This is a genomic window from Segatella copri DSM 18205 (genome assembly GCF_025151535.1).
In the GTDB taxonomy this organism is placed as follows: Bacteria; Bacteroidota; Bacteroidia; order Bacteroidales; family Bacteroidaceae; genus Prevotella; species Prevotella copri.
In genome coordinates, this window is the sequence record NZ_CP102288.1 from 1,511,695 (window position 1) to 1,536,421 (window position 24,727).

Sequence of the window (24,727 nt, forward strand, 5' to 3'; positions counted from 1 at the left end):
AGACTGTTGTCTTAACTCCTCAGCGACCGTAGGGAGCGATAACTCCTTTAACTCCTTTAACTTCTGAGCTTGCGAAACTTGAATAAATAATCATCTTTTAAAAAAGGAAAGAGGAATGATGAAAGAGCTACATCTCACCCCGCTCATGACCATCAGCCTCACACTGACGATCGGAATCATCATAGCCAAATGGGGCTATGATGATTTCAATATGCCCTTTTGGCCCATCATCTCCATCATTTCATGCGCCCTTGGCAGCATCATCTTTTTCCTTACTGAGTCCTTAAGCAAAAAAGCCTACTTCAGCAGGAGCCACCAGTTTCTCATCTTCTCCCAATGCGTGATGATTCATTTATGCATCCTGAGCCTTGGGGCTTTTCTTACCTGTAAGCAAATAGCTGATTCCCAAACCTCTACACAACTGAAAAACTGGCAGGAACTGTCTTACCTCACACGGGCAAAAATCAATACCGAACGCTATAAAAGCAATATTGAAAGCAAACTGGTTTCCCTTCACGTAAAACAGCAAGACTATGCAGTCATCGCAGCCATGGCGCTGGGCGACAAGAGCGCACTCGACTCGAACACCCGAAACAGTTACTCCATTTCCGGAGCCAGTCACATCCTGGCAGTAAGCGGACTTCATATAGGCATTATCTTCCAGCTTTTCATCTTTCTGCTAGGCGGCAGAAAGTACTCAGTTTACACCATCATTCTGTCCCTCATCTCCATCTGGACCTACGTTTTTCTCATAGGATTGCCGGCAAGTGCAGTCCGTGCAGCCATCATGCTTTCAGCCTACAGCTTAAGTTTAGCTTTCCATCGTACCGGTCTGCCGCTCAACACCTTAGCCTCAGCTTATATATTTATGCTCCTCATCAGTCCGCTCTATCTTTTCGAGTTGAGTTTCCAGCTTTCGTTCCTGGCAGTAGCCTCCATTCTGCTGTTCTTCACACCCCTTTACACCCTCCTCCCCATCCGCAGCCGTTTCATCCGTTGGGCATGGGGACTCCTTTGCGTTTCACTGGCAGCCCAGATAGGAACCCTTCCGGTCATCGTCTACTCCTTCGGCAGAATATCGTGCTATTCCCTTCTCACCAATTACATCGCCATTCCCGCAGCAACCCTCATCCTATATCTTGGAGCAGCCTTAATCCTGTTCTCCCCACTCACGTTATGGGCGCCCATAGCACCGGTTGTCGCCCCACTCATCAGCCTTACATCAGGCGCCCTGACCAGCATCACCCAGTTTTTGAATACAGCCATAAAACTGATCAGCATGCTGCCTGGAGCAAGCATCGAAAACGTAAAAATCAGTCTGCCTCAGGTAATCGGTCTCTACGCTATCATCCTGCTTGTTTATGCCCTATGGCGCAGGATAGATAAACAGAAGTCGTCAGAATGCAAGATTCCCTGAAACAGAAATAAAGGCTTAAACCCCGAAAAACGTCTCTTATATAATAAGGTGTGCGTACACAAAAGCGCTACAAATCGTGATTAAGAATGTTAAAAAATAACTTTTTTCTACTTTTTCTGCATTTTTTCTTTCTTTTTGTTGGTGTTTTCGAGAAAAACATGTATCTTTGCAAGCAGAAATAAAGAAGTAAGAATTTAAACACAATAAAAGATTAAAGATTATGAAAGCATCAGAAGTAATCGCGAATCTCCAAAGAAGATTCCCAAACGAGCCTGAGTACATTCAGGCAGTTAGTCAGGTTCTCGGTACTATCGAGGAAGAGTACAACAAGCACCCAGAGTTTGAGAAGGCAAACCTCATCGAGCGTCTCTGCATTCCAGACCGCATCATCCAGTTCCGCGTATCTTGGGTAGATGATAAGGGCAACGTACAGACTAACATGGGTTACCGCGTACAGCACAACAACGCGATTGGCCCTTACAAGGGAGGTCTTCGCTACCATAAGTCAGTAAACTTGGGTATTTTGAAGTTCTTGGCTTTCGAGCAGACATTCAAGAACTCTCTTACAACTCTCCCAATGGGTGGTGCTAAGGGTGGTTCCGACTTCTCTCCACGTGGCAAGAGCAACAACGAGGTAATGCGTTTCTGCCAGGCTTTCATGACAGAGCTTTACCGTCACATGGGTCCAGACGAGGATGTTCCAGCTGGTGACATCGGTGTAGGTGGCCGTGAGGTAGGTTACCTCTTCGGAATGTACAAGAAGTTGACACACCAGTTCCAGGGCGTCTTGACCGGTAAGGGTCAGGAGTTCGGCGGTTCATTGATCCGTCCTGAGGCTACAGGTTACGGTAACGTATACTTCCTCTGCAACATGCTCGCTACCAAGGGTATTGACATCAAGGGCAAGACTGTTTTGGTTTCAGGTTCAGGTAATGTAGCCCAGTACACTATGGAGAAGTTGCTCCAGTTGGGTGCTAAGCCAGTTACATGTTCAGATTCAGACGGTTACATCTACGACCCAGACGGAATCGACCGCGAGAAGCTCGATTACATCATGGAGCTCAAGAACGTCGAGCGTGGCCGTATCAAGGAATATGCAGAGAAGTATGGTGTAAAATATGTTGCAGGTGCTAAGCCTTGGTTTGAGAAGGCAGACATCGCTCTCCCATCAGCTACTCAGAACGAAATCAACGAGGAGGCAGCCAAGGCTCTCATCGCCAACGGCGTAATCGCAGTAAGCGAGGGTGCTAACATGCCTTCTACTCCAGAGGCTATCAAGGTATTCCAGGATGCTAAGATTCTCTACTCTCCAGGTAAGGCAGCCAACGCAGGTGGTGTTGCAGTATCAGGTCTTGAGATGAGCCAGAACTCAGAGCGTCTGAAGTGGTCTCGTGAGGAGGTTGATGCTAAGCTCCACGACATCATGAACGATATTCACGCAAACTGCGTGAAGTATGGTACAGAGCCAGACGGTTACGTAAATTACGTAAAGGGTGCAAACGTAGCCGGCTTCCTGAAGGTAGCTAAGGCTATGATGGCTCAGGGCATTGTATAAGGCTAGAAAATTTACAATAAACACTTAAAAAATTTAAAATAATAGGAAATAGCGGGTCTGTGAAGATCCGCTATTTTTTGTTTTACTCCTTCCCCCACTCCTTTTTTACATCAAAGCAGGGGCAGGCTTTGTTGGCAAATTCATTATGACCATGAATCGTGGCTAATGGATATTCCTCCTTCAGCTGCTCGATGAGCGAGCGCATTGCCGCTTTCTGTTCTCGGGTTCTTGTATCCTTCGGCTTGCCTTTCTTTGATAAGCCGCCGATGTAGCAAATGCCTATACTGATGGAATTATGTCCCTTGCAATGGGCGCCAACCTCCTCTATCGCACGGCCTACATGAATGCTGCCGTCACGATAAATCACGAAATGATAACCTATGCAACGCATTCCGCGCTCGCGGTGCCAGCGGTCAATATCCGCTACGGTGAAGTTGCGACCTTCCTTGGTCGCACTGCAATGAATGATGATTTCCTTTATCTTACGCATAATAATGATTTTACGGATGATTTGAAAGGTGATAAATACTTAAGCGGAATCGCATCAAAGCCCCAGTCTCTGATAACGAGCGTGATGTGCTCCCTGTTCCTGATTGCTTCATCCACCTTCTCGCAAAACTCCGAGAAGTATTCCTCAGAATGAAGCACAAGTCCTGAAATGTAGGATCTGCCCAGAATGATGCTGCCATACATTAATTTATAAGGGCCATTGCCTGGAACGAAGAACGGCTTGCGGATAACAGACTTCGGAACTCTGCCGTTTTCCTTCAGAATGACAGGCATGATTCTGCTCTTCTCATCATCCCTCAGAAACTTCGGGTTGGAAACCGGCACAAGTGCCAGTCTGTAAGCATCAGCTTTCAGATAGCCCTGAGGACGCTCCAATGTTCCGCAGAAAAACTTACCGTTAATGACCATAGTGCCATCTACTCCCCATGGAGTGAAACGGCGGCGAAATATACAAATGTGCATGATAATTTACAATTAATAATGAATAATTGGTTTAAGGGTGGTCATTAAGGCTGGGTTCAGACCCGAAAACCTTAATGACCCTTAATGACCTTGACCCTTAATGACACCCTCTTTAGACTGTAGGAGAAACTTTCTGATAGCGCATGTCAGGTAATACACAGATTAACCCCTGACGTTTCCAGTTCTTTAGCATCTGTTTTACCGTCTCATGGGTGGCACTTGCTCCCTTAAGTGCAATGCTCTGCTGCTCTGCCTGTTCGAAGGTGAAGGTTACGTCCAGCCGCTCAAAGATGGAATCATTCTTACCTCTGCGACTTCTGTCGTAAGCAGACTGACTGCAATAATTCTTGGATGAGAAAGCATCTTCTATTCGGCTACGGAAGAAATAGAGCGCATTATCCAGCTGGTAGTCAGCCAGTACATCAAAGACATTCAGCATGGTTGGTGTCTGCGTCTTTACGAGCATTCCCTTCCACAAATCAGGTGACTCCTTCAGCTGTTTCTCGGCTCCATTGAAACCATGCTTCTGAATCAGCGTTTCCAGAACCTTGCAGAGCATGATGCAGGTCATCATTCTCATGGTGGTTGGACAGATACGGAAACGCTGGCGGGCTTTCACCTTGTCGTCATTTTTCATCGTTTCCAGTCTTATCTGTTCCAGCCATTCCCTACCCTTATCCTCCAGCTTGGGCAGAACCACCTCACCGGTCAGCAAAGGCAGAAGATGAGCTATCTGAATAATGCGGTCGCGCTGGCGTTCGTTCATTACATACATGTTGTCAGAAAGTGGAGTGAAGGTATTATCGGGCGTTTTTGCCACGATGATACGGCTCTGGAAACCATCCGTATAATTGCTTACCACACGATAGAGCGCATCAGGCGTTCCACACATCACCACGTTCCATAACAGTCTGTCTATATGAACATTCACTGCATCTGCACTTCTTGCTTCACGCTCATAGCATGTTCCGTCGTAAGCCTGTCTCAACATGACTGAAAAGTCGCTCATTGCCGATTTCCACTTCTGCGCTACGGTGTCAGCTTCCGGAGTAAACGAAAAGGCGTGCTTGCCTTCTGTGTTAGCCAGTCGTTCAGCCAGATTCGCCACCGTATTGTTCAGTGTCAAGCATCTTACAGGCAGTTTCGGCTCTTCCGGCTGCTCCTTCTTGTTCTTGGCTGCACGTTTCTTGGCTCGCCATTCATCCTCCTTCTGCTGATACATTTTGTCCATTTCCTTCACTTCCGAAGTCCATGCGTCAATCACGGGGTCAATACTACCCTTGCCAGATGCAAAATCTCCGGCGATGTAGGAGATGAGGTTCAGCGAGTTCATCTTGCCGTGAACGGAAACCTTCACGCCCGTGGCGAGCATTCCGATGGCAGGACAGATGGCTGTGATTACAGGCAGTGCCAGTGCCGGACCCACTGCGCTGATGGAATCCCGAATGCCTTGCGGCAACTTAGGCAGCGCATTATAATAGAACAGATCGTCCTTGGCGTTAGCCTCGTCCAGCGCATTTACCAGCGCCTCATTGTCAGCCGCCGAACCACCACCTGCATTTCCCTGCTTCATTCGTTCCTGACGGATGGCAGAGAGCACATCCTTCAGCCGCTTAGGCATTTGTGTGATTTTCTCGTTCAATGCCGAGTTGATGCAAGCCATCTTTTCCTGTTCGGGAAACCCATCGTAGCAGGGAATAATCTGAGCCAGCAGATTGCGGTCAAAACCACAGATGTGGCGCAGGTTCACAGCCAGTTCAAAGGTCAACGTATTGCGGTTGGAGCGCATCGGCTCCTGCCCATCATTATACATCTGCCACCACTTCTTAATGATTTCTCCATAAGGAATCCCGAGATAATTGTCCTGAGCAGCAGAAGTAGTTGAAGCAGAAGAAGTTGACGCAGCAGAGGCAGAAGCAGCAGAAGTAGAAATTCTCGAATCCTTAAATTCCTGACCCTTAAAAGCCCCTTGAGAAGCTTTCTGAGAATCCTTAAATTCTTGACTCTTTAAAACCCCTTGAGGATTCTTCTTGATTTCTTCCAACCAAGGCATAAAGTGCTTGTTTGCCTTGTGCGCCCCTTCCGGCAGTTCCTCCTGTCCGTATCTTTCACGCTCTTCCAGGACCTTCCCTTCAGCTGCCACGGCAGCCTCATCATATTCATCCTTGAAAAGCCGTGGCGAAAGGAAGAGCAAATCTTCGTCATCCGATGTGGTCGTGAAATAAACCCGATTAATGTCGTGAGCTGAAGTATCCATTTCGCATTTCAGCATCGTAGCAATCCTCACCTGATTCTCCAGAACCGTCTTGCCCTTTTCGCGCTCAAACACCGCATGTCCGCCCTGTCGTGCGCTGCGCTCCAGCATCAGCAGTCCGTACTTGTCCGGTTCCTTCAGCAGTAGCTTGGCAGCCTTGGCAAAAGCCTCCGGCTCATCCATATCAAATCCGAAAGCACCGCTTGGCAGTTTCATTCCCTTCACCACGCCTTGCGGATAATGCCCGGAATAATTAAACTGCACCAGTCTCCGTTTCGCAGCATCGTTTCCGGCACGAGCCAGGCGAAGATTCGCCTTCTGCTCGTTGCTTCCACGCAGCTGCTTATACTCCTCTTCCGAGGTGATGGAGCGGGCAACCTTGTGCCCATTCTCCACCTTAATTAAATAACAACTCATCTATCTGTTTCTACTTATCGTTTTAAGTTGAATACAAAATCCTAATGTTTCAGTTGGTAATCCACTACCGCCTCAGCCCCTTCTTCAGCCTCAACAGCCAGCGTTCGGGCGATGTTGATTCCCTCATGGCAGAACACCTTCAAGGTAAGCTGAACAGCACCGTCCTTGGTCTTGCTCACACGACCATGCGCCAGTTTCTTAATCAGTTCCGACTGAGTTCTGAGGCGGTGCTGAACCACGAAATCAAACGTTCCGTCAGGCATTTGCTGAGCCACGCCCATCGAACGGAATCGAGGAACCTTATTCACCCCCGATTCCTGAGGACTGAAGAGGAAATACTGCTTAGCATCATAGTAAGCCATTCCACCCAACTGCACATGCTGGCAGTCATTATTATTCACCTGCTGGTTCTGAACATTGTTCTGAACCTTATTATTTTTCTTTGCACTCATAAAATCTTAAATTAAAATTGAAGATGAACGAAAGAAGTGTCGTAAGTTTCAGTTTGCGCAAATTATCCCGGGACAATTCTCACGCCACCTATTTCAATTCAAGATTAATTACTTGCCAAGTTTCTCAATGTCTGTAACGAGGATGTCTTGGTAAACCTGACCATTGTGCTCATGGGTAGTGAACCGGAGCGTAACAGCCACCAGCTCGCCCGGAGCATACTTACATTGCGCCATATTGCCGAGCATTGCCGCAGCGTACTGGTTCTCATACTTGCCGCCCATCTCCTGGAGAACGATGTTGCATTTCATCATCTGTCCGTTCTCACTTTTCTGACTCTGCACAGCGAAGGTCTCGCCCTGCTGCACCACTCTCATAATCTGAGTATACATATTATATAATGTACGAAGAGGTTTTCAAGAGCACCAAACCATTTCAGCGTTGTCTTGTTTCTTCGACGCTGCAAAAGTACTGCGAAAACAAAGGCAAAACAATCCCTTTCCCACAGCTTCCCCGAAAAACCCACGATTTTGGGAAAAATCGGGCATTTCTTGGGAAAAATAAAAAGCCTACACGCTCAGCAGGGGAAAACAAGAAAAAATCGCAAAATATTAACAAAAAGGCAAGAAAATACCCTCATTTTCCTGCAAGCCTTCCCCCACACTTTTCCCGAAAAACTGCTGTTTTTGGGAAAAATCAGGGGTTTCTTGGGAAAAATCGGAGCGTTATCGGGAAAAATGCTTAATGAAATCAAGATTACCTCAGAGAGAGAAAAAAAGAACTCAACTTATTGCATAAAAACATAAAAAATGCGTTGAAAATGCTTTATACGTTCTAAGAATGTTTTTATAATAATAGAAAGAAAACAAGGGATAACTATTTGATTACCAAGCGAAAAAACTTTTCATTTAGATTATTTCCTATCGCCTATGAGATTACATTTTTGTTTTTAGGCGTTTTTATTCCATTACAAAACTTTAGTAAACGGGTGAAGCACGCTCCGAAAAAATGAAGCAAGCTCACCCCCACACGCCCTGAAGGGGCAGAAGCTCCTAGCCCAGGGCACTCGCCCTGGGTAAACCAGCAATCAACCTTGCGCCCTGTAAGGGCAAAAGCTTTAAAAATCATCTTTCATTCTACATTTTAACACTCCAAATGTTTCTATTTCGTAAAAAATGCTTATTTTTGCATTCAATAAATGAATAGTAATGCCGATAGAATACGACAACGTATAATTTTCGCATTAACAATAACATAAACAACAACTTTAAACTAAATATATTATGACAGAAGAAGAGAAGAAAGAGTTCGAGGAATTCCTTCAGTGGAAAGCCGAGAAGAAGAAAAAGGAGGAAGAAGAGAAACGAGAGCAAGAAAAGCTTGACAAACTAGCAGAACAGGCTAAGCAAGAACGCTTGGTTGCAGCACAAGCAAAAGCTAAACAACAAGCTACTAATCCTTCTACTCCCAACAAATGGACAAATGAAAAAAGTGAATCTGATAAGTTTATACAGAAAGTTATAGTTTTTGTATGTATTGTCATGATTGCTGGTTTTGTGATAATTCTAGCCAGAATACAAAATGATCCTAACCATTCTCCTGCAACAGTAGCAAAAGAGAACATCCATAAGAAAGATTCTCTTGATGCGATTCAAGCGGCAGAAGATCAAAAAGAAGCTCTTCGTTTAGATAGTATCAGAAAGGCCAACAGAATAGACAAAGTTAAGCATTCAATTAAAATCATAAAGGCTTATTTGTCTTCTCCTAATAGTGCCGGTGGTGTAGATGCTCATTTGGTATGGAAGAATGTCTCGAAGAAAACCATAAAATACTTAAACTGGAGTGGTTATCCAATAAACGCCGTGGGTGATCCTGTTTCATGCGAAATACGTGGAATATCAGAAAGCGGCGGTAAAGTCACAGGTCCTATTAAACCAGGAACCACATATGGCTACGGCAAGTACTGGGAATGTGTATGGTATAATTATTCTGCTAAGAAGTTAATCCTTACAGGAATTGACATCGAATACATGGATGGTAGTACTATGCATATAAACCAGAATGAATTGAAATACATACGTTAATTATTAACATTAATAAAGTCCATCAATATTATAATATAAAAAGTGAGATTATGAAGAAATCCTTTAGAATCCTATTGTTGGCGATGATGCTATGTCTCGCTCATACTGCCCAAGCACAAATTGTGTTCTCCACCTTCAAGTTAAAGCCTACGCTACTCTATAATGTCAAGTCATTGCACTTAGGTTTTACCTGTAAGGGCGAGAAACAAGTGAAGTATGTTAAGATAGAATGGTGTGCTGTTAACGAGGTTGGCGATGTATCGACAGGCATGAGCCCCAACCTCTTGCTGCGCAAGGTTTCGGGTACGGGTCCATTTTCTCCTGGCAAGAAGTATAAACGTGAGGCAGCTACTGCTTATATCGGCGTAGAGAAGGTTCACGCAATGCCTGTAAGCATCTGCATTGAGTATTTGGATGGCACCGACTGGGAAAAAGACATCGATAAGGACAATTATCAAGAGTTCTTTCCACAGTTGAAATGGATTAACTTCACTGTGCCAGGAGAGTAAGAAAAGATACTTGTAATTACAAATATAATGATGGCAGAATAATAATCCTGCCATCATTTAAATTTTCCCTTCAATAGAGGTAAAAAGAAAATAGCCAAGCCTATAAACAATATTCCAAGAAAAGCAATTAGAACTGAAACGACAATCAGAATAGTTAATGCCAACAAAGTATTTTTAGAGAATACTTCCTTCTTAAAAAGCCCCCATGTTGTTAACTCATCTTTTTCTTTTGCCCTTTTGAGACAATCCACAAAAGTAACAATCAACCATGTTATTATAGCCAATACAATCCCCGTGACCAAACTACTTGTAAAGACGGTTTCCATAGGCAACTTTTCATGAATGCTTTCATAGCCTTCATGCACAGCTTCTTCGTAACTACCTATCCCAATGCAGGAAATAAAGAATACTGTAGTACCGACTGCTGAAGAAATTTCAAATTTTCTATCGTCATCCATATTAAATAGCTAAACCTAACTTACTAAAGATTAAACCACGTGAGTATATTTATGATATAGTATTCTAAAAATTAAAAATCGTCGTTTTCCAGTTCTTTGGCAGTTAACCAAATTCCAGCGGCGATTTTACCCACATCAGTCGAATATACTAGTATTGCATTTTCATCTTTTGACCACATAAAAAAGTTTTTCAACTCTAGGCTTTTTCTTCCATTATACTGTCTTGTACCATTAAATATAAAAGATTCTTGCCAATTTGCCATAGCATCTTCAGTTTTTATTCTAAATCGACCATCTTTGATATTGATAGTAACCATATAATCAATAGTACCAGTCATATCAATTGTGGTCTTTTGACGATAATTCTTCTTAGAAGAGAGATATGTTGAATTCCTAAATTTTATTGTACCATATTCCTTATCATCATACTGTAATTTCTGTTGGAAACCAGGAATATGAGAAGCAAGCCATTCTTTTGCAGAACGGTATAATACATCTTTTGATTGTGGATATGATAATACCATTGTGAGATTATAGTTAGTAGTATCACATTCAGCTTTCTCGACTTTAGCCTGAGCTTGGCAGAAAGTTGCCACAAAAAGACAAAGGAACAATATTGCAAAATATTTCTTCATGTTCATTTTATCTAAATAATTATTCAATTATATAACTAAAATTTTCTATTATAATCAACATCTACCCATTTAACACATGGAAAATATTTTTTAATATTATCTTTTGTAATTTGGATAGTATCACTACCTCCGCCCATGTAATCGATGACTATCTTGGAAGGAAATGGAGATGGCTTTTTACCAACAAAAAAATAAGGATCAAAATGTTTTGTATAACTATTCTTTGGTTCAAAAGGGCCAGTACAATATATATGAAAATATTTGTGACCATCCTCATCAACAATAGCATCTCCTACACTATTAAGAGGAGAGTAAAATACATTTAAATACTTTATATTTCTTTCACCAGTTACCTTAAACTTCGCTTCCAACTGGAGATGGCTAAAGTCCATAATATTTGCAACGTAATACTTAAATCTAGAGAATTGTACCTGCGCACTCATACTCATACTCATTGCGACTGTCATAATCGCTAAAATAACACGTTTCTTCATAATCACATCATTATATGTTATAGAATATATTAATAATCCTAACCGATTGTAGCTCCAGCAGCAGTTAATAAACCAACCTACAAAGCTCACTACAAAGGTAATTCATTTTTTTGATAATCAAACTTGTTTTATAGAGAAAATGTACTATTACGTTTCAACTTAACATTTTTAAACATAGACCGGAAAAGAAATCGAGAAAGAGGACGAAAGACGTGAACGTCAAATGCAAAGATGATGCATTCTGGGATGATTATAATAACAATTATAATGCTAATAGAGCCATCACCATCACAAACAAAAAAAAATACTCCTTGCTTGCTAAAAAAACTTCAAAAAGCAGTGGTTTTCTCGAAGTTTATTTATACCTTTGCAAACAAATATTTAGATATTAACAAAAACATCAGAAAATGAAGAAATCTAAGAAAACATTACGCCAAATTATCGCCCTCATGGCGATAGCATTTACCACCACATCCCTAACTGCCTGCGGTGGCAGCGACGATGATGGTGACAAAGATGATTTGATTGCCGCAAGTGAATATCTCCCTGGTAAAGAGTGGACCATTGGCAACGAAACTTATTCTTTCTACAAGAACCACCTATTGGTATGCGAAAGTAGCGCAAACGTTACAACTGGCGGTTTGACAAGCCAAGCTTACCTTTATTTCGGAACATGGCAGTTAGATGGCAACCGACTAACAGCAGCAATAACATCGAGTACCCAACCAAATTTTGATGCTAGCAAGTTTTTCCATGGTACATATAGCAACGTACATACAGAGAAAGATACATCTGGTGGAACTATCAGTTCTGACAAACCTGGCTCAATAACGATAACAGAGCCAAAGCCATATATCGTTGGTACAGGTACAGATGGAAAGTCTTGCTATATTTACTACCATAAGAACATGACAGAAGACAAGACCGACGAGACAATCCACGATGGAGCTTTACATGGCACATGGTACAATAAGGTTCAGTTGACGGACACCAAAAACGGCACAATGAAAACATATGAAGCAAAAATGATTTTCAAAGCTGATGGAACCGTACAGTTTGTAATAGGTGACGTGATAGACTTCACAACTACCTACGAGACAAAGAATGGTACTGTCACTTTAGGTAGTTACCTACTAAAGGACAATCCGGCTTCTTTTATCTATCTTCAGTACGGCCCAGTTGTATCGCTATACGACGTGAGTCAAACACGCTATACGTGTGATCGATGGTATAATACTCCGCAATAAAATGTATCTAAATAAAAGCCCTCGACAGCACCGGTTAAGTCAGACAGTATGAATAAAGAAGACGAAGAAACAAAAAAGAAAGTTCATTTTTTTCGAGCTCTGCTAAATGCTGGATTTAAAGATATAACAAATGATATATATCCAGAGAAGAATTATTCCGAAAAAGAACTTTCGTGCTATACAAATATTATGAAACGGGCTTTCAAAAAAGGTACGTATTCTATAAATTGTGATTACGGTGGTGCATTCATTAAAGTAGGAGAATCTTCTGAATTTAAATCATTTGAGGATATAAGCGACAAATTGATTGCACTTGTGATTTTTCTCGGTGGTCTGAAAACAGAAAATAGTCGTTATAAATTTGGTCGTTATAAAACTGAAGATAAAAACGATGTTTATGATGCAGTCATGACATCTTACCCTTACGATAACATGTTCAAGGCAAGAAAAAAAGCTATCGAGGAAGCACGCATTCAACTTCCAAAAATTTTAGAAGAAGTTCGAAGTCTCGAATAAGTAATAAAAGCGTTCCCAGTCAGCTGGTAGATGGATTTTATATAGACAACTGAACTTTCGCATGTGGTTTAAGTACGGGCTGAAGACCCAAAAGCTCCTAGCCCAGCGCAATCGCCCTGGGTAATATAGTAGTACTAGTTGGAATTATCTTCTTATGCCCAGCTTTGCTGCTTATACTTCTGTTTGTTCCAGCGCATTGAAAGTATTTGTCCGCTCATTTCTTTGATAATGATGTCAGCATCATCTCTTCGTGTAAATAAAAATATAGTTTAAAGTAGCAAAATGAAAAATATCAAATCATACATTGAACTGTTAAAAGCAAACAAGAATCTAGTTCTTACTGGTGCACCAGGCACTGGTAAAACATATCTTGCAAAACAAATTGCAAGAGCTATGAGAGCAAAAGTTGAATTTGTTCAATTTCACCCTTCCTATTCCTATACAGATTTTGTAGAGGGATTAAGACCATGTCGTGATGGAGCTGATCAAATAGAATTTAAAAGACAAGATGGAGTGTTTAAGACATTTTGTAAAGATGCCATAGCAAATAAAAAGACAGTTAGGAAAAATGAAGATGCCCCCCAAACAGATGAAGATGACCAAAAAGACCTATCTTACTATTACAATGTGCTAGTAGACAAAATTGCAAACAAGGAAATTACAAGCATTAAAAGATTGAGTGGTAAAGAATTTGAAGTATACTGTAAAAATGGAAAAACAATATATGCTAAGTTTGGAGTTAACAAATCTAAAGGTTACACGTATGACCCATCCATTTCATATAAAACTCTAAATAAAATATCTAAAAAATTTCCAGACTACGACTCATTAAAAAGTATAAAAACTAATTCGAGTCGAGAAAGAATATATGCAGCAGTTCTTTATATGCTTTATAAGATGAAGGAAGAAGATGAACTTAATGAAGCTGAATTAAAAGCAGATCAGGAAGTTCAAGAAGATAATCAGGAATACATTGACGTTTTATCAGAAAAAGAGCCAAAACCATATGTTTTCATTATCGATGAAATAAACCGAGGTGAACTTTCGAAAATATTTGGTGAACTTTTTTACGCAATAGATCCAGGATACAGAGGTAGAAAAGGTAAGGTGAAAACTCAATATCAGAATCTCGTTGGCAAAACTGACGAGTTTGCCAATGGCTTTTATGTGCCTGAAAATGTCTATATCATAGCAACTATGAATGATATAGACCGTAGTATTGAAAGTATTGATTTTGCCCTACGTAGACGATTTGCATGGAAGGTGATTAAACCCGAGGACCGTACTGACATGCTATCAGAAAAACTTGATCCAGATACTTGTGCAAAGGCATTAAAAGTAATGACGGCTTTGAATAAAGAAATATCTAGCATGCGTGGTCTAGGCTCAGCTTATCAGATTGGTCCTGCTTATTTTATGAAGCTTGACAAAGACCATTATAATGGTGATTTCACTGCATTATGGAATATGCATATAGAGGTGCTTCTTAAAGAATACTTACGTGTGTTCAATAATGCTGATATAAGATTGGAGCAGTTAAAGGAAATCTATTTTAATTCTTTAATTGAAAAGTAAGCACTAATGATAACAATTCAAGACAATGACTATTTAGGTAAGGTTTATCCTCTTAGTGAGGTTGAAGAACTGCTTTATATTGCGAATAAACCCATAAAGCAATTATGCGAAGAAGAAAACCTTCTTATCTATCCTCTTGACATTGAGAATTCTAATGATAAAATTGGGGAAAATTCTATTGTAAGTATCTATGCTAATGAGGGTAGTTCAGTTAGAATAAAGACTGGAAACATCATGGGTTTTATCGGACGTAATAACCAATATTTGAAAATATATTCACGTTTCGATAATGATCAAAATGATTTCTTCATGCATTATATGCTACAGAAGGTGTTTTCATATAATATCTTCAATTTGGACTTTATGTCCACTGAAGAGAATATCTTAAAAATTCTTGTTCTTATGTTTCCAACTATGTTGAAAACTGCAATGAAACAAGGAATCTATAAAGAATACCGCAAAATCCAATATAATGACTCTAATGTACGGGGAACTATTGACATCAGCCGACATATCAGAGAGAATATTCCTTTTTGTGGAAACATCTCATATGATACAGATGAATTCTGCTATGATAATGCAGTAATGGAATTAATACGTCACACCATTGAGTACATAAGAACAATACCTTTAGGTGACATGATTCTCTCTTCTAACGAAGTTGTGGAAGAATATGTTAGTAAAGTAATATCATATACGCCATGTTACAGACATTCAGACCGATTAAAGATTATACATGAAAATTTGACGCCTTGCCGCCATCCATATTATACGGGCTACAATGCACTCCAAAAAATATGTATACAGATACTTAATCAGGAAGATATGAAATATGGTGACGGAGATGGAAGCGTAAGTGGAATATTGTTTGATGGAGCCTGGTTATGGGAAGAATATCTAAATACCCTATTGTGTGATTATGATTTCAATCATCCCCAAAACAAACAAGGAACAGGTGCTATTTATCTTTTTGAGCATGGTGGAAAACGATATCCTGATTTTTGGAAAAAGGATTTTGTCCTCGATGCTAAATATAAAAAATACGCCCAAAGCGGGAATAAATTAGACATAGCTATAGATGATATTAATCAAATAGTTACATATATGTTCAGATTAAAATCTCAAAAAAGTGGCATTATATGTCCGTTAATCGGCGAGAAAAATAAAACCATTTCAGAAAGAATGAATAAAAACGGCTACAATGGAGTTATGTATATTTACGCCTTAGCAATTCCACAAAATTGTAAATCATATGATGACTTTGCAAACAAAATGGGGAAAAATGAGAACCAGCTTATTAAAGAAATTATGGATAGCTAGGTTCTTCTGCCCTTTCAGAACGTGTGGAGTTTACTTGCAAAATATATGAGAAGGTGCGCCTCCCCATCGCACCTTCCCTCCAATCTTCACTCTCAAATACTTCTCATATAACCATCCCTTTTCGACAGCTTATAATACAGATCCTGGGCGGTATGATAATCGGGATTGGAGCCTTCAAGCCACTCCGAAAAATGGTGGCTGTGGTTCTTCTGGGTTTCCTGCTTGCGGAAACAAGCCGGTTAGTTGTTGCAAACTACACAATAACCATTCTTGCGACCACCTTCATGTTTTAGAATCTGAAATTCTTCTCTTAAAGACTTAAGCTCCCGAGAAACCTTTCTTGCAGACATCCCCATTTTTCCTGCTAATTCTGATATTATCATTTTAGAATCCTCTGACAGCATATCCAACATAAGTTTCTGCAAATCAGTCAATTCTTTCTTGCATTCCTGATAACACTCACTACGAATGCAGCGGCTTCAATTCTTCTTCTGTCAATCCTGTTATCTGCATGATTTGAGACCAAGACATTCCCATAGCCAACAAGTTGCGCGCTACAGTCAAACCTTTAGACAATTCACCTTCTGCACGACCTTTAGCAATTCCCTTTTCCTCGCCTTCAACATACGAGCCATAAAGGCCTGAGTAGTAATCATCAACAGCCTTAATACTTTCATCGTATTTTTCCTGCTCCTCACTACTCAAGCAACGAACATCCGCCAATTTAGCAAGATGATCGAATATCTTCTTCTGTGCCGTAAAAGGCAATCTTTCCAATACTTCCATATACTTCAATACATAAATCCATAGGGGTTGATGTATCTACCCATAAATTATCAATTTAGATTCTGTAAATCTGCCGCAAAGATAAACTTTTTTATTGAAACTGCCAAGAAATTCTAGAATTTTCTTTCAAAAGAAAGAAAGAGAGATGTAGAGAGAAAGGGGAAGCTGCCCTCCCATCGCACCTTCCCAACTCTTCCTCCTCAAACTATCCTCTTATATTCCTCCTCCTTCTTCAGCTTATCATAAAGCTCGTGAGCTTTGGAATAATCTTTATCAGATTCTGCAAGCCACTCCGAAAAGTGGTGGTTGTGGTTCTTTTGGGTTTCCTGCTTGCGGAACGAGTCTACCACACACTTCTTTTCTACTTCGGGAAACATCAGGTTCATTCGGGAGGCGAAGGCTGATTTATCCTGATCACCCTTCACTATATGGAAAGTATATTTCATCAGACACCACACTATGTACCAGTCCTGCTGCTTGGTGATGTTGCCCTTGAGCCAGAACTTCAGCATGTTTTCTAACTTGTAAGGATCTACCCAGTTCACAAAGAAAGAATCGCTGTTACGCTCAAAATCATCAGCCCTGGCAATTTCTGCCTCCCACATTTTATGCTCACCCTGATACTTGAACAGCGTTTCAAAATCCTCGGGCGAAGCCTGCTCCCTGACTAGCGTACGGACGAGTTCTTCTTCCTCATCCTCCTCTCGCTCAAACCAGTCAGAACAAAGCGTATAATTGTTGTATTTCCCTTCAATATCATTCATTACTTTCTGCAAACTCAAAGTGGTAATATCTATTCTTCTCTCTCTCAGATGACGTTTCTTTACCTTTACCTCTCGTTTCAGATGGTCAGGTAGCGTGCCCTCGTCGAAAATTCGCTTGATATAATGGTAAATAATCACAGCCTCACGGTCGGTGCGGAAAAGGCGGGTTCTGTATAAGGCTAGGAAATCAGCACAAATAGCGGTAACTGTGGAGATGGTTTCAGCCAAAGCCATCTTCAACCCCATAGAGACAAAGTTTCTGTAATGGGAATCAAACTGGGGAAAGTCGTCTCCGGCAGGAACTTTAAGCTTCTTGCATTGCTCGAAAATAGCCTTAGCACTGGGAATCTGACCATACTCCGCTTCCTTATCGAGCAAATAGTCTGAATGCTTCCGGGCGATGGTCTGAATTTCCTGGAGCACCTTCTCTAAAACATCAGTATAAATCCCCATGAATTCATCATCATAGCTCTTGTAAATGGAAATGTAGACTTTCTTATGGAGCGAATGAATATATTTAAGAAAATCTGTCAACTGCTCGGCAAGGTTCTGGTAAATATGAAAATAACAGGTAAGACCTTTATGCTTTCCTGCATTCCATTTAAATTCATCTTTAGCATGCTGAATCTCCTTATACAAATGTTCTGCCTCTCTCTTAAACTGACCCACATCAGTAGTTGTTACTGGAGTGTATTTCTTGACTCCTGTTACTTCATCTTCCACAAAAAGATCTTCTTCTGATGAAATCTTCAGAAGAGAATTGTAGTTATTATCAGTATTGGGTATTTCCTCTGTCTGCATATTACTTTTCTAGGTTTGAATTGTTATATTGTTTAAATAAGCGGCGTGGGGTTCCCTGTAAGTACCGGTATTCAGGTACCTGCAAGAACCTTCGGTAAGGCACAAACAAGTACTGCCCACGCCGTAGAGGAGTGGACGCCTTGCTGTCACCATCTTCTTACCGAAAAATTCTGAATTTTGCAGGTTCTGAATACCGTAGAAGTGTCAGATAATCAGCGTCAATATTCTAATATGTTGTTTCTCTTGTTTACTTTCTGTTTCTTACTTCAAATTTTAAAGGGTTTATACTACGTTTTCTTCATCATCCGCCCAGTGGTCGCATTGGCGCATCACGGTTTCCAGCGCCTTTTCTGCACCCTCTGGTGGATACTTATACTTTTTGAGCAGCCGCTTCACCATCACTCGCATCTTCGCCCTCGCCGATTCCTTCCGGTTCCAGTCGATGGTGCGGTTGCGGTGCAGTACTTCCGTCAGTTCCCGGGTCAGTGCCACAAACTCCTCGTCGGAGTAAGCCTGGCGCACTCCTTCGGGCGTGGAGAGCGCATCATAAAATGCCTTCTCCTCGGGCGAAAGTCCCAGGTCGTTGCCCTCTGCCTCTGCCTGCTTCATCTGCTGAGCCATCTTCAACAGCTCCTCTATCACTTCCTCGTTGGTGAGCAAGCCCTTCAGATAGTTGGAGAGACTCTGGCTGAGCATGTCGGAGAAGAGGTCGCTCTGAACCACGTTGGTCTTCTGCTGCTGCTTGATTTTCTCTTTCATCAGTTTGGTGAGCAGTTCCACCGCCAGGTTGCGCTCCTTCATGTTCTTCACCTCCTGGATGAAGGTGTCGTCGAAGAGCGAGAACTCTATCTGGCGGTCGCCGAAGAGATTGATGACTCCATCGGTCTTCACGCTCTGGCGGAGCAGCTCACCGATGCGCTCGTTGATTTCATGGCGGCTGATTTTGCCCTTCTGCGAGAGTTTGAGCATCATCACGCGCAGCGCATCCATATAGCACACCTCTGCCTTCTGCTGCTCATTCAGGAGCGAACGGCAGAGCGTGGTGGCGTTGTGAAGCAGATTGCTGTGCTCCATGAAATTCTTCTTGCGCTGAACCATGGCTGGAGAACTCAGGAAGTTGGCTCCGCTGGTGATGGCGAGTGCCCGCTTCGAGTTGTCCTGTTCGAAGAAGCCGGAATAGTCGAAACCATGAAGCTGGTCTCGGCAGATTTCCATCTCTTCCTTCCATTTCACCAGGGCGGTCTTGGCGATGTCGGGGTCTCCAAAGCGGCGGCGGTCACGGTTGGTGTACTGCTGCATGGCACTCTTCAGTGCCTGCGCAATGCCTACGTAATCCACTATCAGTCCGCCTTCCTTGCCCGGGAACACTCGGTTTACACGGGCTATTGCCTGCATCAGGTTATGACCGCTCATCGGCTTATATACGTACATGGTGGCGAGCGACGGAACATCGAAGCCCGTGAGCCACATGTCTCTTACGATGGCGATTTTCATCTCATCATCGTTGTCCTTGAATTTTCTTGCCAGTTCCTTCTTGTAGGCTTCGTTGCCGATAATCGGCTGCCAGTCTTCGGGGTCCTGGTTCGAACCGCTCATCACCACCTTAACTTTCTCCGTCCACCCGGGGCGAAGCTCCAGCATCTTGCGGTAGATTTTGATGGCGATGCTTCGGGTGAGTGCCACGATCATTGCCTTGCCGGTGAGTTCCTGCGCACGGTTTTCCTCATAGTGCTTCACAATATCCCTTACCAGCGTGTCGATGGTGGCGTCTTCGCCCAGGAGCACTTCCAGCCGGCTATGCTCCTGCTTCGCCTGCCTGATCTGCTCCTCGGTGGCACCCTCATCGGCCAGGTTGTCGAACTCATCGTTCAGCAGCTTCATCGTGTCTTCGTCGAGGTTCAGGTTCACCACACGGCTCTCGTAATAGACCGGACGGGTGGCTCCATCATCTACCGCCTGACTCATGTCGTAAACGTCGATGTAGTTGCCGAACACTTCCTCCGTGTCTCTGTCGCGGTCGCTGATAGGCGTTCCGGTGAAGCCGATAAATGAGGCGCCTGGCAGGGCTTCTCTCATCTTCTGGCTGAATCCCTTCTTCATCGTCAGACTCTTGTTGTCCCAGTGCTCCTCGCCGTATTGCGAGCGGTGCGCCTCATCGGTCATCACGATGATGTTGCGGCGGGTGGAGAGTGCCGAATCGCCTTCTTCAAACTTCTGAATGGTGGTGAAGATGATTCCCCCACTCTTTCGGTTACGGAGCAGATTGCCCAGGTCTTCGCGGCTCTGGGCGTTCTGTGGTTCCTGACGCAGGAAGTCCTGGCAGCGGCAGAACTGACCGAAGAGCTGGTTGTCGAGGTCCTTGCGGTCGGTTACTACAACGATGGTTACTTCGGGCAACCGTTGCACCAGCTGGTGGGCGTAGAACACCATGGAGAGGCTCTTGCCCGAACCCTGCGTGTGCCAGAACACGCCGATTTTTCCGTTGCCTTCCACGGCGGTACGGGTGCGCTGCAGGGCTTTGCCCACGGCGTAGTACTGGTGATAGGCGGTAAGAATCTTGGCGTATTTGCCCTGGTTCTTGTCGAAGCAGATGAAGTTCTGCAGAATGTCGAGCAGTCGCTGCTGCTGGAACATGCCGAGGAAGAAGGTACGATAGTCGGCAAAGAGGGTTGACTCGTATGAGCCGTCCACGGTCTTCCATTCCATGTAGCGTTCCTGCTTGGCTGTGATGGTTCCGGCACGAGTCTCACTCATGTCGCTGATAACGTTGAAGGCGTTGTAGCTGAAGAGGCTTGGAACGCTCTGCTGATAGTTCTTGATCTGCTTGTAGGCATCTTCTACGGTTGCATCTTCGGAAATGGCACTTTTCAGCTCCACCACCACGAGAGGCAATCCGTTGACCATCACCACCATGTCGCAGCGCTTGTTCTTATACTCTTCTACCCGCCACTGGTTCACCACCTTGAAGAGGTTTCTTTCGGGATGGTCGAAGTCGATGAGCCTCATCAGGGCTGTTCGTTCTTCGCCATCTTGCAGGAATCCCACCTCCAGACCGTTTTGCATCCAGAGGGTAAACTGCTCGTTGTTCTGTTCTAAAGTACCGATGCTGATGTTGGTGATTTGCTTGATTCCTTCATCCATTGCATCGGCTGGCAGTTGAGGATTAAGCCGTCGCATCGAGGCGACCAAATCGGCACGATAGAAGGGCTCCTTATAGTTGCGCTCCACCTCGTAGCCACATTCGTACGCATAGCCGAGTTCGTCGCGGAACAGGGCAATGAGCGTTTGCTCGTATGCGTCTTCGGTGAATTTCTTGTCGTCTGCCATAATGTTAATATTTTATATTTTCTTTCTCGTTATTTTCTTTCGTAGCTTTTCTTATTCCGGGACTTCTATCTCGCCTGACATTAAGCGAGGGAGAAGGGTGTCACGGAGAGTTGAGAGGATACGAGATTCTGTTGAGATATTCTTTATTCTTTGAAGTATTGAATCAAGTATTTTACTACATTCTTCTACTACTTCCAAAGGAGGAAGAACAACAACAAACTTATCTATGTCTGCTTTACCCAAATGACTAACAGTTGTTCCCGTTTTGTAAGACTGAACAAATTCTAACTCTGGTTTCATTAAATAAAGAACAAACAAATTGCTAATTGATGTCTGCTGCGGCATTAATTTGCACACTCGCTGATTCAGCAATCCCGTATTACCTTTCCAAATATGAGGGACAAATTCAGCATCCATACCAGCAACTATGTCTCCCATATTAACATATTCTGTTTGCGGAAGTATTTCCGGTGTATAGAATTGCGGATTGCAATCTTTTAAATCCCTAATTCTTATTAAAGGAAGACCTTCTCCATTATCATTGAACTTTGCAGATTTATAAGGAGCACCATAAACAACTTTCACATATTCATATGGGCTTCCTACTTTCCATCCTTCCGGAATCATTCCCAATTCACTATCAACGAACTTACCATCCTTGAAAGGCTCAAAGTCAACGAACCAATTCTTGAAAATAGCCTGCGCCATCTCCTCCAAATCAGCATTGATCTTGTTGTTCAACTCTATCTTCCGGTCGAGAGAAGAAAGGATGGAGGCAATGCGGCGCTGGTCGGAAATATTCTTCGGATAAGATATCTGAATATCATTCAATATATTTACCGTCATACTAGGGACTGCAGACCCGACATTCATACTTGCAAAATCTCTTTTACAGATAGAATAAAACAGGAATTTTGGATCTACTTTGTCAGTATTTATAATGGACCAAAACATTGTATCTACAGTCCAAAATGGGCTATCAACAAACATTATATTGTTTAGAGTACCCTTTCTTGGAATCAGAATAGAAGGTCCATCATAAAGTATAGAATCCACGTAGCGCATCAATCCGCCACTTCCATAAACGGGATATTGTCCATCTGCAAGTTTCTTATGGTCTTTTCCATATTTTACTTCAAGAACATTCCCTAGAACATCTTCTTTCCACTCCATACTTTACACCTCCCATCCAATTTTCTTCAACTGCAATCTGATCTCTTCTTCCTGCTTCTTGCTTTCCTCAAACAGCTGCTTCAGCTCTCCGGTGAGATTCGTCATTTTCTCCTCGAAAGGCACTCCATCGCCTTCGTCTTCGGCGATTCCTACGTATCTTCCAGGAGTCAGGATGAAGTCCTGAGCAGCAATCTGCTCGGTGGTGCATACGGCACAGAAGCCTTTTTCATCCTCCAGGGTTCCCTGCTGGAAAGCATGGAAGGTGTCAGAGATTTTCTTAATATCCGTATCAGGCATCAGCTCACGAAGCTTGCGGGTTACCATCGTGCCCAGATTGCGGGCGTCGATAAACACGGTCTTGCCCTTCTGCGCCTTGTTGCGGCTGATAAACCAAAGACTTACAGGAATACCCGTACTGTAGAATAGCTGCGAAGGCAAAGCCACGATTCCCTCTACCAGGTCGGCTTCGATGATGGCTTGGCGAATCTGTCCCTCGCCGCCACTCTGACTCGAAAGCGCACCATTCGCCAGCACCAAACCAATCTTTCCGTTTGGAGCCAGATGGTGAATCATATGCTGCATCCACGCAAAGTTGGCGTTGCCAGCAGGTGGCAAACCATACTGCCAACGCACATCTTCCTGAAGCGCACTCTGCCCCCAGTCGCTGAGATTGAAAGGAGGATTGGCAAGAATGAAATCTGCCTTCAGCGTAGGGTGCTGGTCATCATAGAATGTGTCGGCAAAGACATTGCCCAGGTTCGCATCCAAGCCACGGATGGCAAGGTTCATGTGCGCCATCTTCCACGTATCAGGGTTTGCCTCCTGACCATAGATACTGATTTTGCGCAGGTTTCCCTTGTGGCGCTCTATAAACTTGGCGCTCTGCACAAACATACCACCGCTTCCGCAGCAAGGGTCATAAACTCTGCCCTCGTAAGGCTCCAGAATCTCTACCAGCGTTCGGACAATGCAGGAAGGCGTATAGAACTCGCCACCATTCTTGCCCTCCAGACTGGCAAACTGCTGCAGACAGTATTCGTAGGTTCTGCCCAGCAGGTCTTTCTCCTCGCCAGCATCGTGCATTTCTATGTTCGTAAAGAGATCTACCACATCGCCCAGACGGCGCTTGTCCAGCTCCGGACGGGCAAAATTCTTAGGCAGAATGCCCTTCAGTCTTTCGTTCTCACGCTCAATGGCGGTAAGTGCTTCATCTATCACCACGCCTATTTCCGGGGTGTGGGCAGCAGCACTAATCTTGCTCCATCGGGCTTCAGCAGGCACGAAGAAGATGTTCTCGGCAGTGTATTCGTCCTTATCTTCCGGGTCGGCGTATTCGTCGCCCTGCAGCTCCTGAAACTTCTGTTCGAAGCGGTCGCTGATGTATTTCAGAAAAATGAGTCCGAGCACCACGCCCTCGTATTGCGAAGCGCTGAGGTTGCCTCTCAGAATATCGGCAGCCTTCCATATTTTCTCTTCAAAACCAATGCTGATGGTATCTTGTTTCTTAGCCATAATATGTTTATTTTTCTACGAGCACAAGCTTCCAGTCCTCATTCTGCAGAACGAGGGTCCCGTTGTTGGTCGTAATGGTGAATATCTGATTATCTATCTGTATTTTGTTCTCCTTTATTAAATAGGTGTACTGACCGCAAGCAACGTTTTCGGTGGTAGTTTGGGTTATTTTACCGCCATCGTCGAAGTGGTTCACTTCCTTCGTTTCAGAGAAATAAATAGCATCTGAGGTGAAACGGCAGAACAAAGGAGCCTCTTTTACGTCGATAAAGATACTTCCAACACGCTGATAAAGGGCTGAAATCTGCCATTCGTGGGCTAAAAATGTGGTTTTGTAATCAAAAACCTCTGATTTTTCTGTTTCTTCGTCGCTAGAACAGGCGGTGGAAGAAAGCATAAAAAAAGCGACTATTATCATATAAAAATAAGATAATATTCGCCTGCGGATAAGAACATGATGA

The 24,727-nt window shown here is 43.2% G+C and carries 23 protein-coding genes; 9 read left to right on the forward strand and 14 right to left on the reverse strand.

Annotated features, from left to right (window positions below; all coding sequences use genetic code 11):
* Positions 1-115: 115 nt before the first annotated feature.
* Positions 116-1,417 (forward strand): ComEC/Rec2 family competence protein, encoded by a 1,302-nt coding sequence (locus NQ544_RS06435; RefSeq protein WP_006847510.1) that lies wholly within the window; start codon positions 116-118, stop codon positions 1,415-1,417.
* A 220-nt stretch (positions 1,418-1,637) separates the two neighbouring features.
* On the forward strand, positions 1,638-2,972 hold the full coding sequence (locus NQ544_RS06440; protein ID WP_006847509.1) for an NADP-specific glutamate dehydrogenase: 1,335 nt from the start codon (positions 1,638-1,640) through the stop codon (positions 2,970-2,972).
* A gap of 82 nt (positions 2,973-3,054) precedes the next feature.
* Here the strand turns inward: NQ544_RS06440 and NQ544_RS06445 are convergent, their stop codons facing one another.
* The 5 genes from NQ544_RS06445 to NQ544_RS06465 form a co-directional block, all read right to left on the reverse strand.
* Positions 3,055-3,462, reverse strand: coding sequence for an N-acetylmuramoyl-L-alanine amidase (locus NQ544_RS06445; protein ID WP_006847508.1), 408 nt, complete (start codon positions 3,460-3,462; stop codon positions 3,055-3,057).
* On the reverse strand, positions 3,450-3,944 hold the full coding sequence (locus NQ544_RS06450) for a hypothetical protein (protein ID WP_040552933.1): 495 nt from the start codon (positions 3,942-3,944) through the stop codon (positions 3,450-3,452). The genes NQ544_RS06445 and NQ544_RS06450 overlap by 13 nt, the downstream gene beginning before the upstream one ends.
* 112 nt (positions 3,945-4,056) lie before the next feature.
* Positions 4,057-6,615, reverse strand: coding sequence for a DUF3987 domain-containing protein (locus NQ544_RS06455; RefSeq protein ID WP_006847506.1), 2,559 nt, complete (start codon positions 6,613-6,615; stop codon positions 4,057-4,059).
* 41 nt (positions 6,616-6,656) lie between these two features.
* Entirely contained in the window at positions 6,657-7,067 is a 411-nt protein-coding gene (locus tag NQ544_RS06460; protein ID WP_006847505.1) for a hypothetical protein, read from the reverse strand.
* 108 nt (positions 7,068-7,175) lie between these two features.
* On the reverse strand, positions 7,176-7,457 hold the full coding sequence (locus NQ544_RS06465) for a DUF3127 domain-containing protein (protein WP_006847504.1): 282 nt from the start codon (positions 7,455-7,457) through the stop codon (positions 7,176-7,178).
* Positions 7,458-7,465: 8 nt separating this feature from the next.
* Between NQ544_RS06465 and NQ544_RS06470 the strand changes: the two genes are divergently transcribed.
* The 3 genes from NQ544_RS06470 (at position 7,466) to NQ544_RS06480 (ending at position 9,658) form a co-directional block, all read left to right on the forward strand.
* Complete coding sequence (locus NQ544_RS06470) at positions 7,466-7,810, forward strand: hypothetical protein (RefSeq protein WP_006847503.1); 345 nt, start codon at positions 7,466-7,468, stop codon at positions 7,808-7,810.
* Between the two features lie 538 nt (positions 7,811-8,348).
* A complete protein-coding gene (locus tag NQ544_RS06475; RefSeq protein WP_006847502.1) occupies positions 8,349-9,149 on the forward strand; it encodes a hypothetical protein in 801 nt (266 codons plus the stop codon).
* A gap of 50 nt (positions 9,150-9,199) precedes the next feature.
* Entirely contained in the window at positions 9,200-9,658 is a 459-nt protein-coding gene (locus NQ544_RS06480; RefSeq protein WP_006847501.1) for a hypothetical protein, read from the forward strand.
* Between the two features lie 53 nt (positions 9,659-9,711).
* Here NQ544_RS06480 and NQ544_RS06485 read toward each other — a convergent pair whose 3' ends face one another.
* The 3 genes from NQ544_RS06485 to NQ544_RS06495 all read right to left on the reverse strand — a co-directional run bounded on the left by NQ544_RS06485 (position 9,712) and on the right by NQ544_RS06495 (position 11,245).
* A complete protein-coding gene (locus tag NQ544_RS06485) occupies positions 9,712-10,116 on the reverse strand; it encodes a hypothetical protein (RefSeq protein WP_006847500.1) in 405 nt (134 codons plus the stop codon).
* 71 nt (positions 10,117-10,187) lie between these two features.
* On the reverse strand, positions 10,188-10,751 hold the full coding sequence (locus NQ544_RS06490; protein ID WP_167529924.1) for a DUF4468 domain-containing protein: 564 nt from the start codon (positions 10,749-10,751) through the stop codon (positions 10,188-10,190).
* Between the two features lie 35 nt (positions 10,752-10,786).
* Positions 10,787-11,245, reverse strand: a complete 459-nt coding sequence (locus NQ544_RS06495; RefSeq protein WP_006847498.1) for a hypothetical protein — start codon at positions 11,243-11,245, stop codon at positions 10,787-10,789.
* 449 nt (positions 11,246-11,694) lie between these two features.
* On the opposite strand from NQ544_RS06495, the gene NQ544_RS06500 reads away from it, so the two are divergent.
* From NQ544_RS06500 to NQ544_RS06515, 4 genes are all read left to right on the forward strand, one after another.
* Positions 11,695-12,492 carry a hypothetical protein gene (locus NQ544_RS06500; protein WP_153133990.1) on the forward strand — a complete coding sequence of 266 codons (798 nt, stop codon included), beginning with the start codon at positions 11,695-11,697 and terminating at the stop codon, positions 12,490-12,492.
* Positions 12,493-12,540: 48 nt separating this feature from the next.
* Positions 12,541-13,008, forward strand: a complete 468-nt coding sequence (locus NQ544_RS06505; RefSeq protein ID WP_006847495.1) for a hypothetical protein — start codon at positions 12,541-12,543, stop codon at positions 13,006-13,008.
* Positions 13,009-13,290: 282 nt separating this feature from the next.
* Positions 13,291-14,583, forward strand: a complete 1,293-nt coding sequence (locus NQ544_RS06510) for an McrB family protein (protein WP_006847493.1) — start codon at positions 13,291-13,293, stop codon at positions 14,581-14,583.
* 6 nt (positions 14,584-14,589) lie between these two features.
* Complete coding sequence (locus tag NQ544_RS06515; protein ID WP_006847492.1) at positions 14,590-15,903, forward strand: 5-methylcytosine restriction system specificity protein McrC; 1,314 nt, start codon at positions 14,590-14,592, stop codon at positions 15,901-15,903.
* A 462-nt stretch (positions 15,904-16,365) separates the two neighbouring features.
* Here NQ544_RS06515 and NQ544_RS06520 read toward each other — a convergent pair whose 3' ends face one another.
* The 6 genes from NQ544_RS06520 to NQ544_RS06545 form a co-directional block, all read right to left on the reverse strand.
* Positions 16,366-16,689 carry an Rpn/YhgA-type helix-turn-helix domain-containing protein gene (locus NQ544_RS06520; RefSeq protein WP_006847490.1) on the reverse strand — a complete coding sequence of 108 codons (324 nt, stop codon included), beginning with the start codon at positions 16,687-16,689 and terminating at the stop codon, positions 16,366-16,368.
* Positions 16,690-16,889: 200 nt separating this feature from the next.
* Positions 16,890-18,254 carry a hypothetical protein gene (locus tag NQ544_RS06525; protein WP_006847489.1) on the reverse strand — a complete coding sequence of 455 codons (1,365 nt, stop codon included), beginning with the start codon at positions 18,252-18,254 and terminating at the stop codon, positions 16,890-16,892.
* A gap of 282 nt (positions 18,255-18,536) precedes the next feature.
* Complete coding sequence (locus tag NQ544_RS06530) at positions 18,537-21,581, reverse strand: type I restriction endonuclease subunit R (RefSeq protein WP_006847487.1); 3,045 nt, start codon at positions 21,579-21,581, stop codon at positions 18,537-18,539.
* Positions 21,582-21,632: 51 nt separating this feature from the next.
* The gene (locus tag NQ544_RS06535) at positions 21,633-22,754 is read right to left on the reverse strand and encodes a restriction endonuclease subunit S (protein ID WP_006847486.1); all 1,122 of its coding nucleotides are present in this window, start codon (positions 22,752-22,754) and stop codon (positions 21,633-21,635) included.
* A gap of 3 nt (positions 22,755-22,757) precedes the next feature.
* Entirely contained in the window at positions 22,758-24,266 is a 1,509-nt protein-coding gene (locus NQ544_RS06540; protein ID WP_006847485.1) for a type I restriction-modification system subunit M, read from the reverse strand.
* Positions 24,267-24,273: 7 nt separating this feature from the next.
* Entirely contained in the window at positions 24,274-24,663 is a 390-nt protein-coding gene (locus NQ544_RS06545; protein WP_040552930.1) for a hypothetical protein, read from the reverse strand.
* Positions 24,664-24,727: the final 64 nt, after the last annotated feature.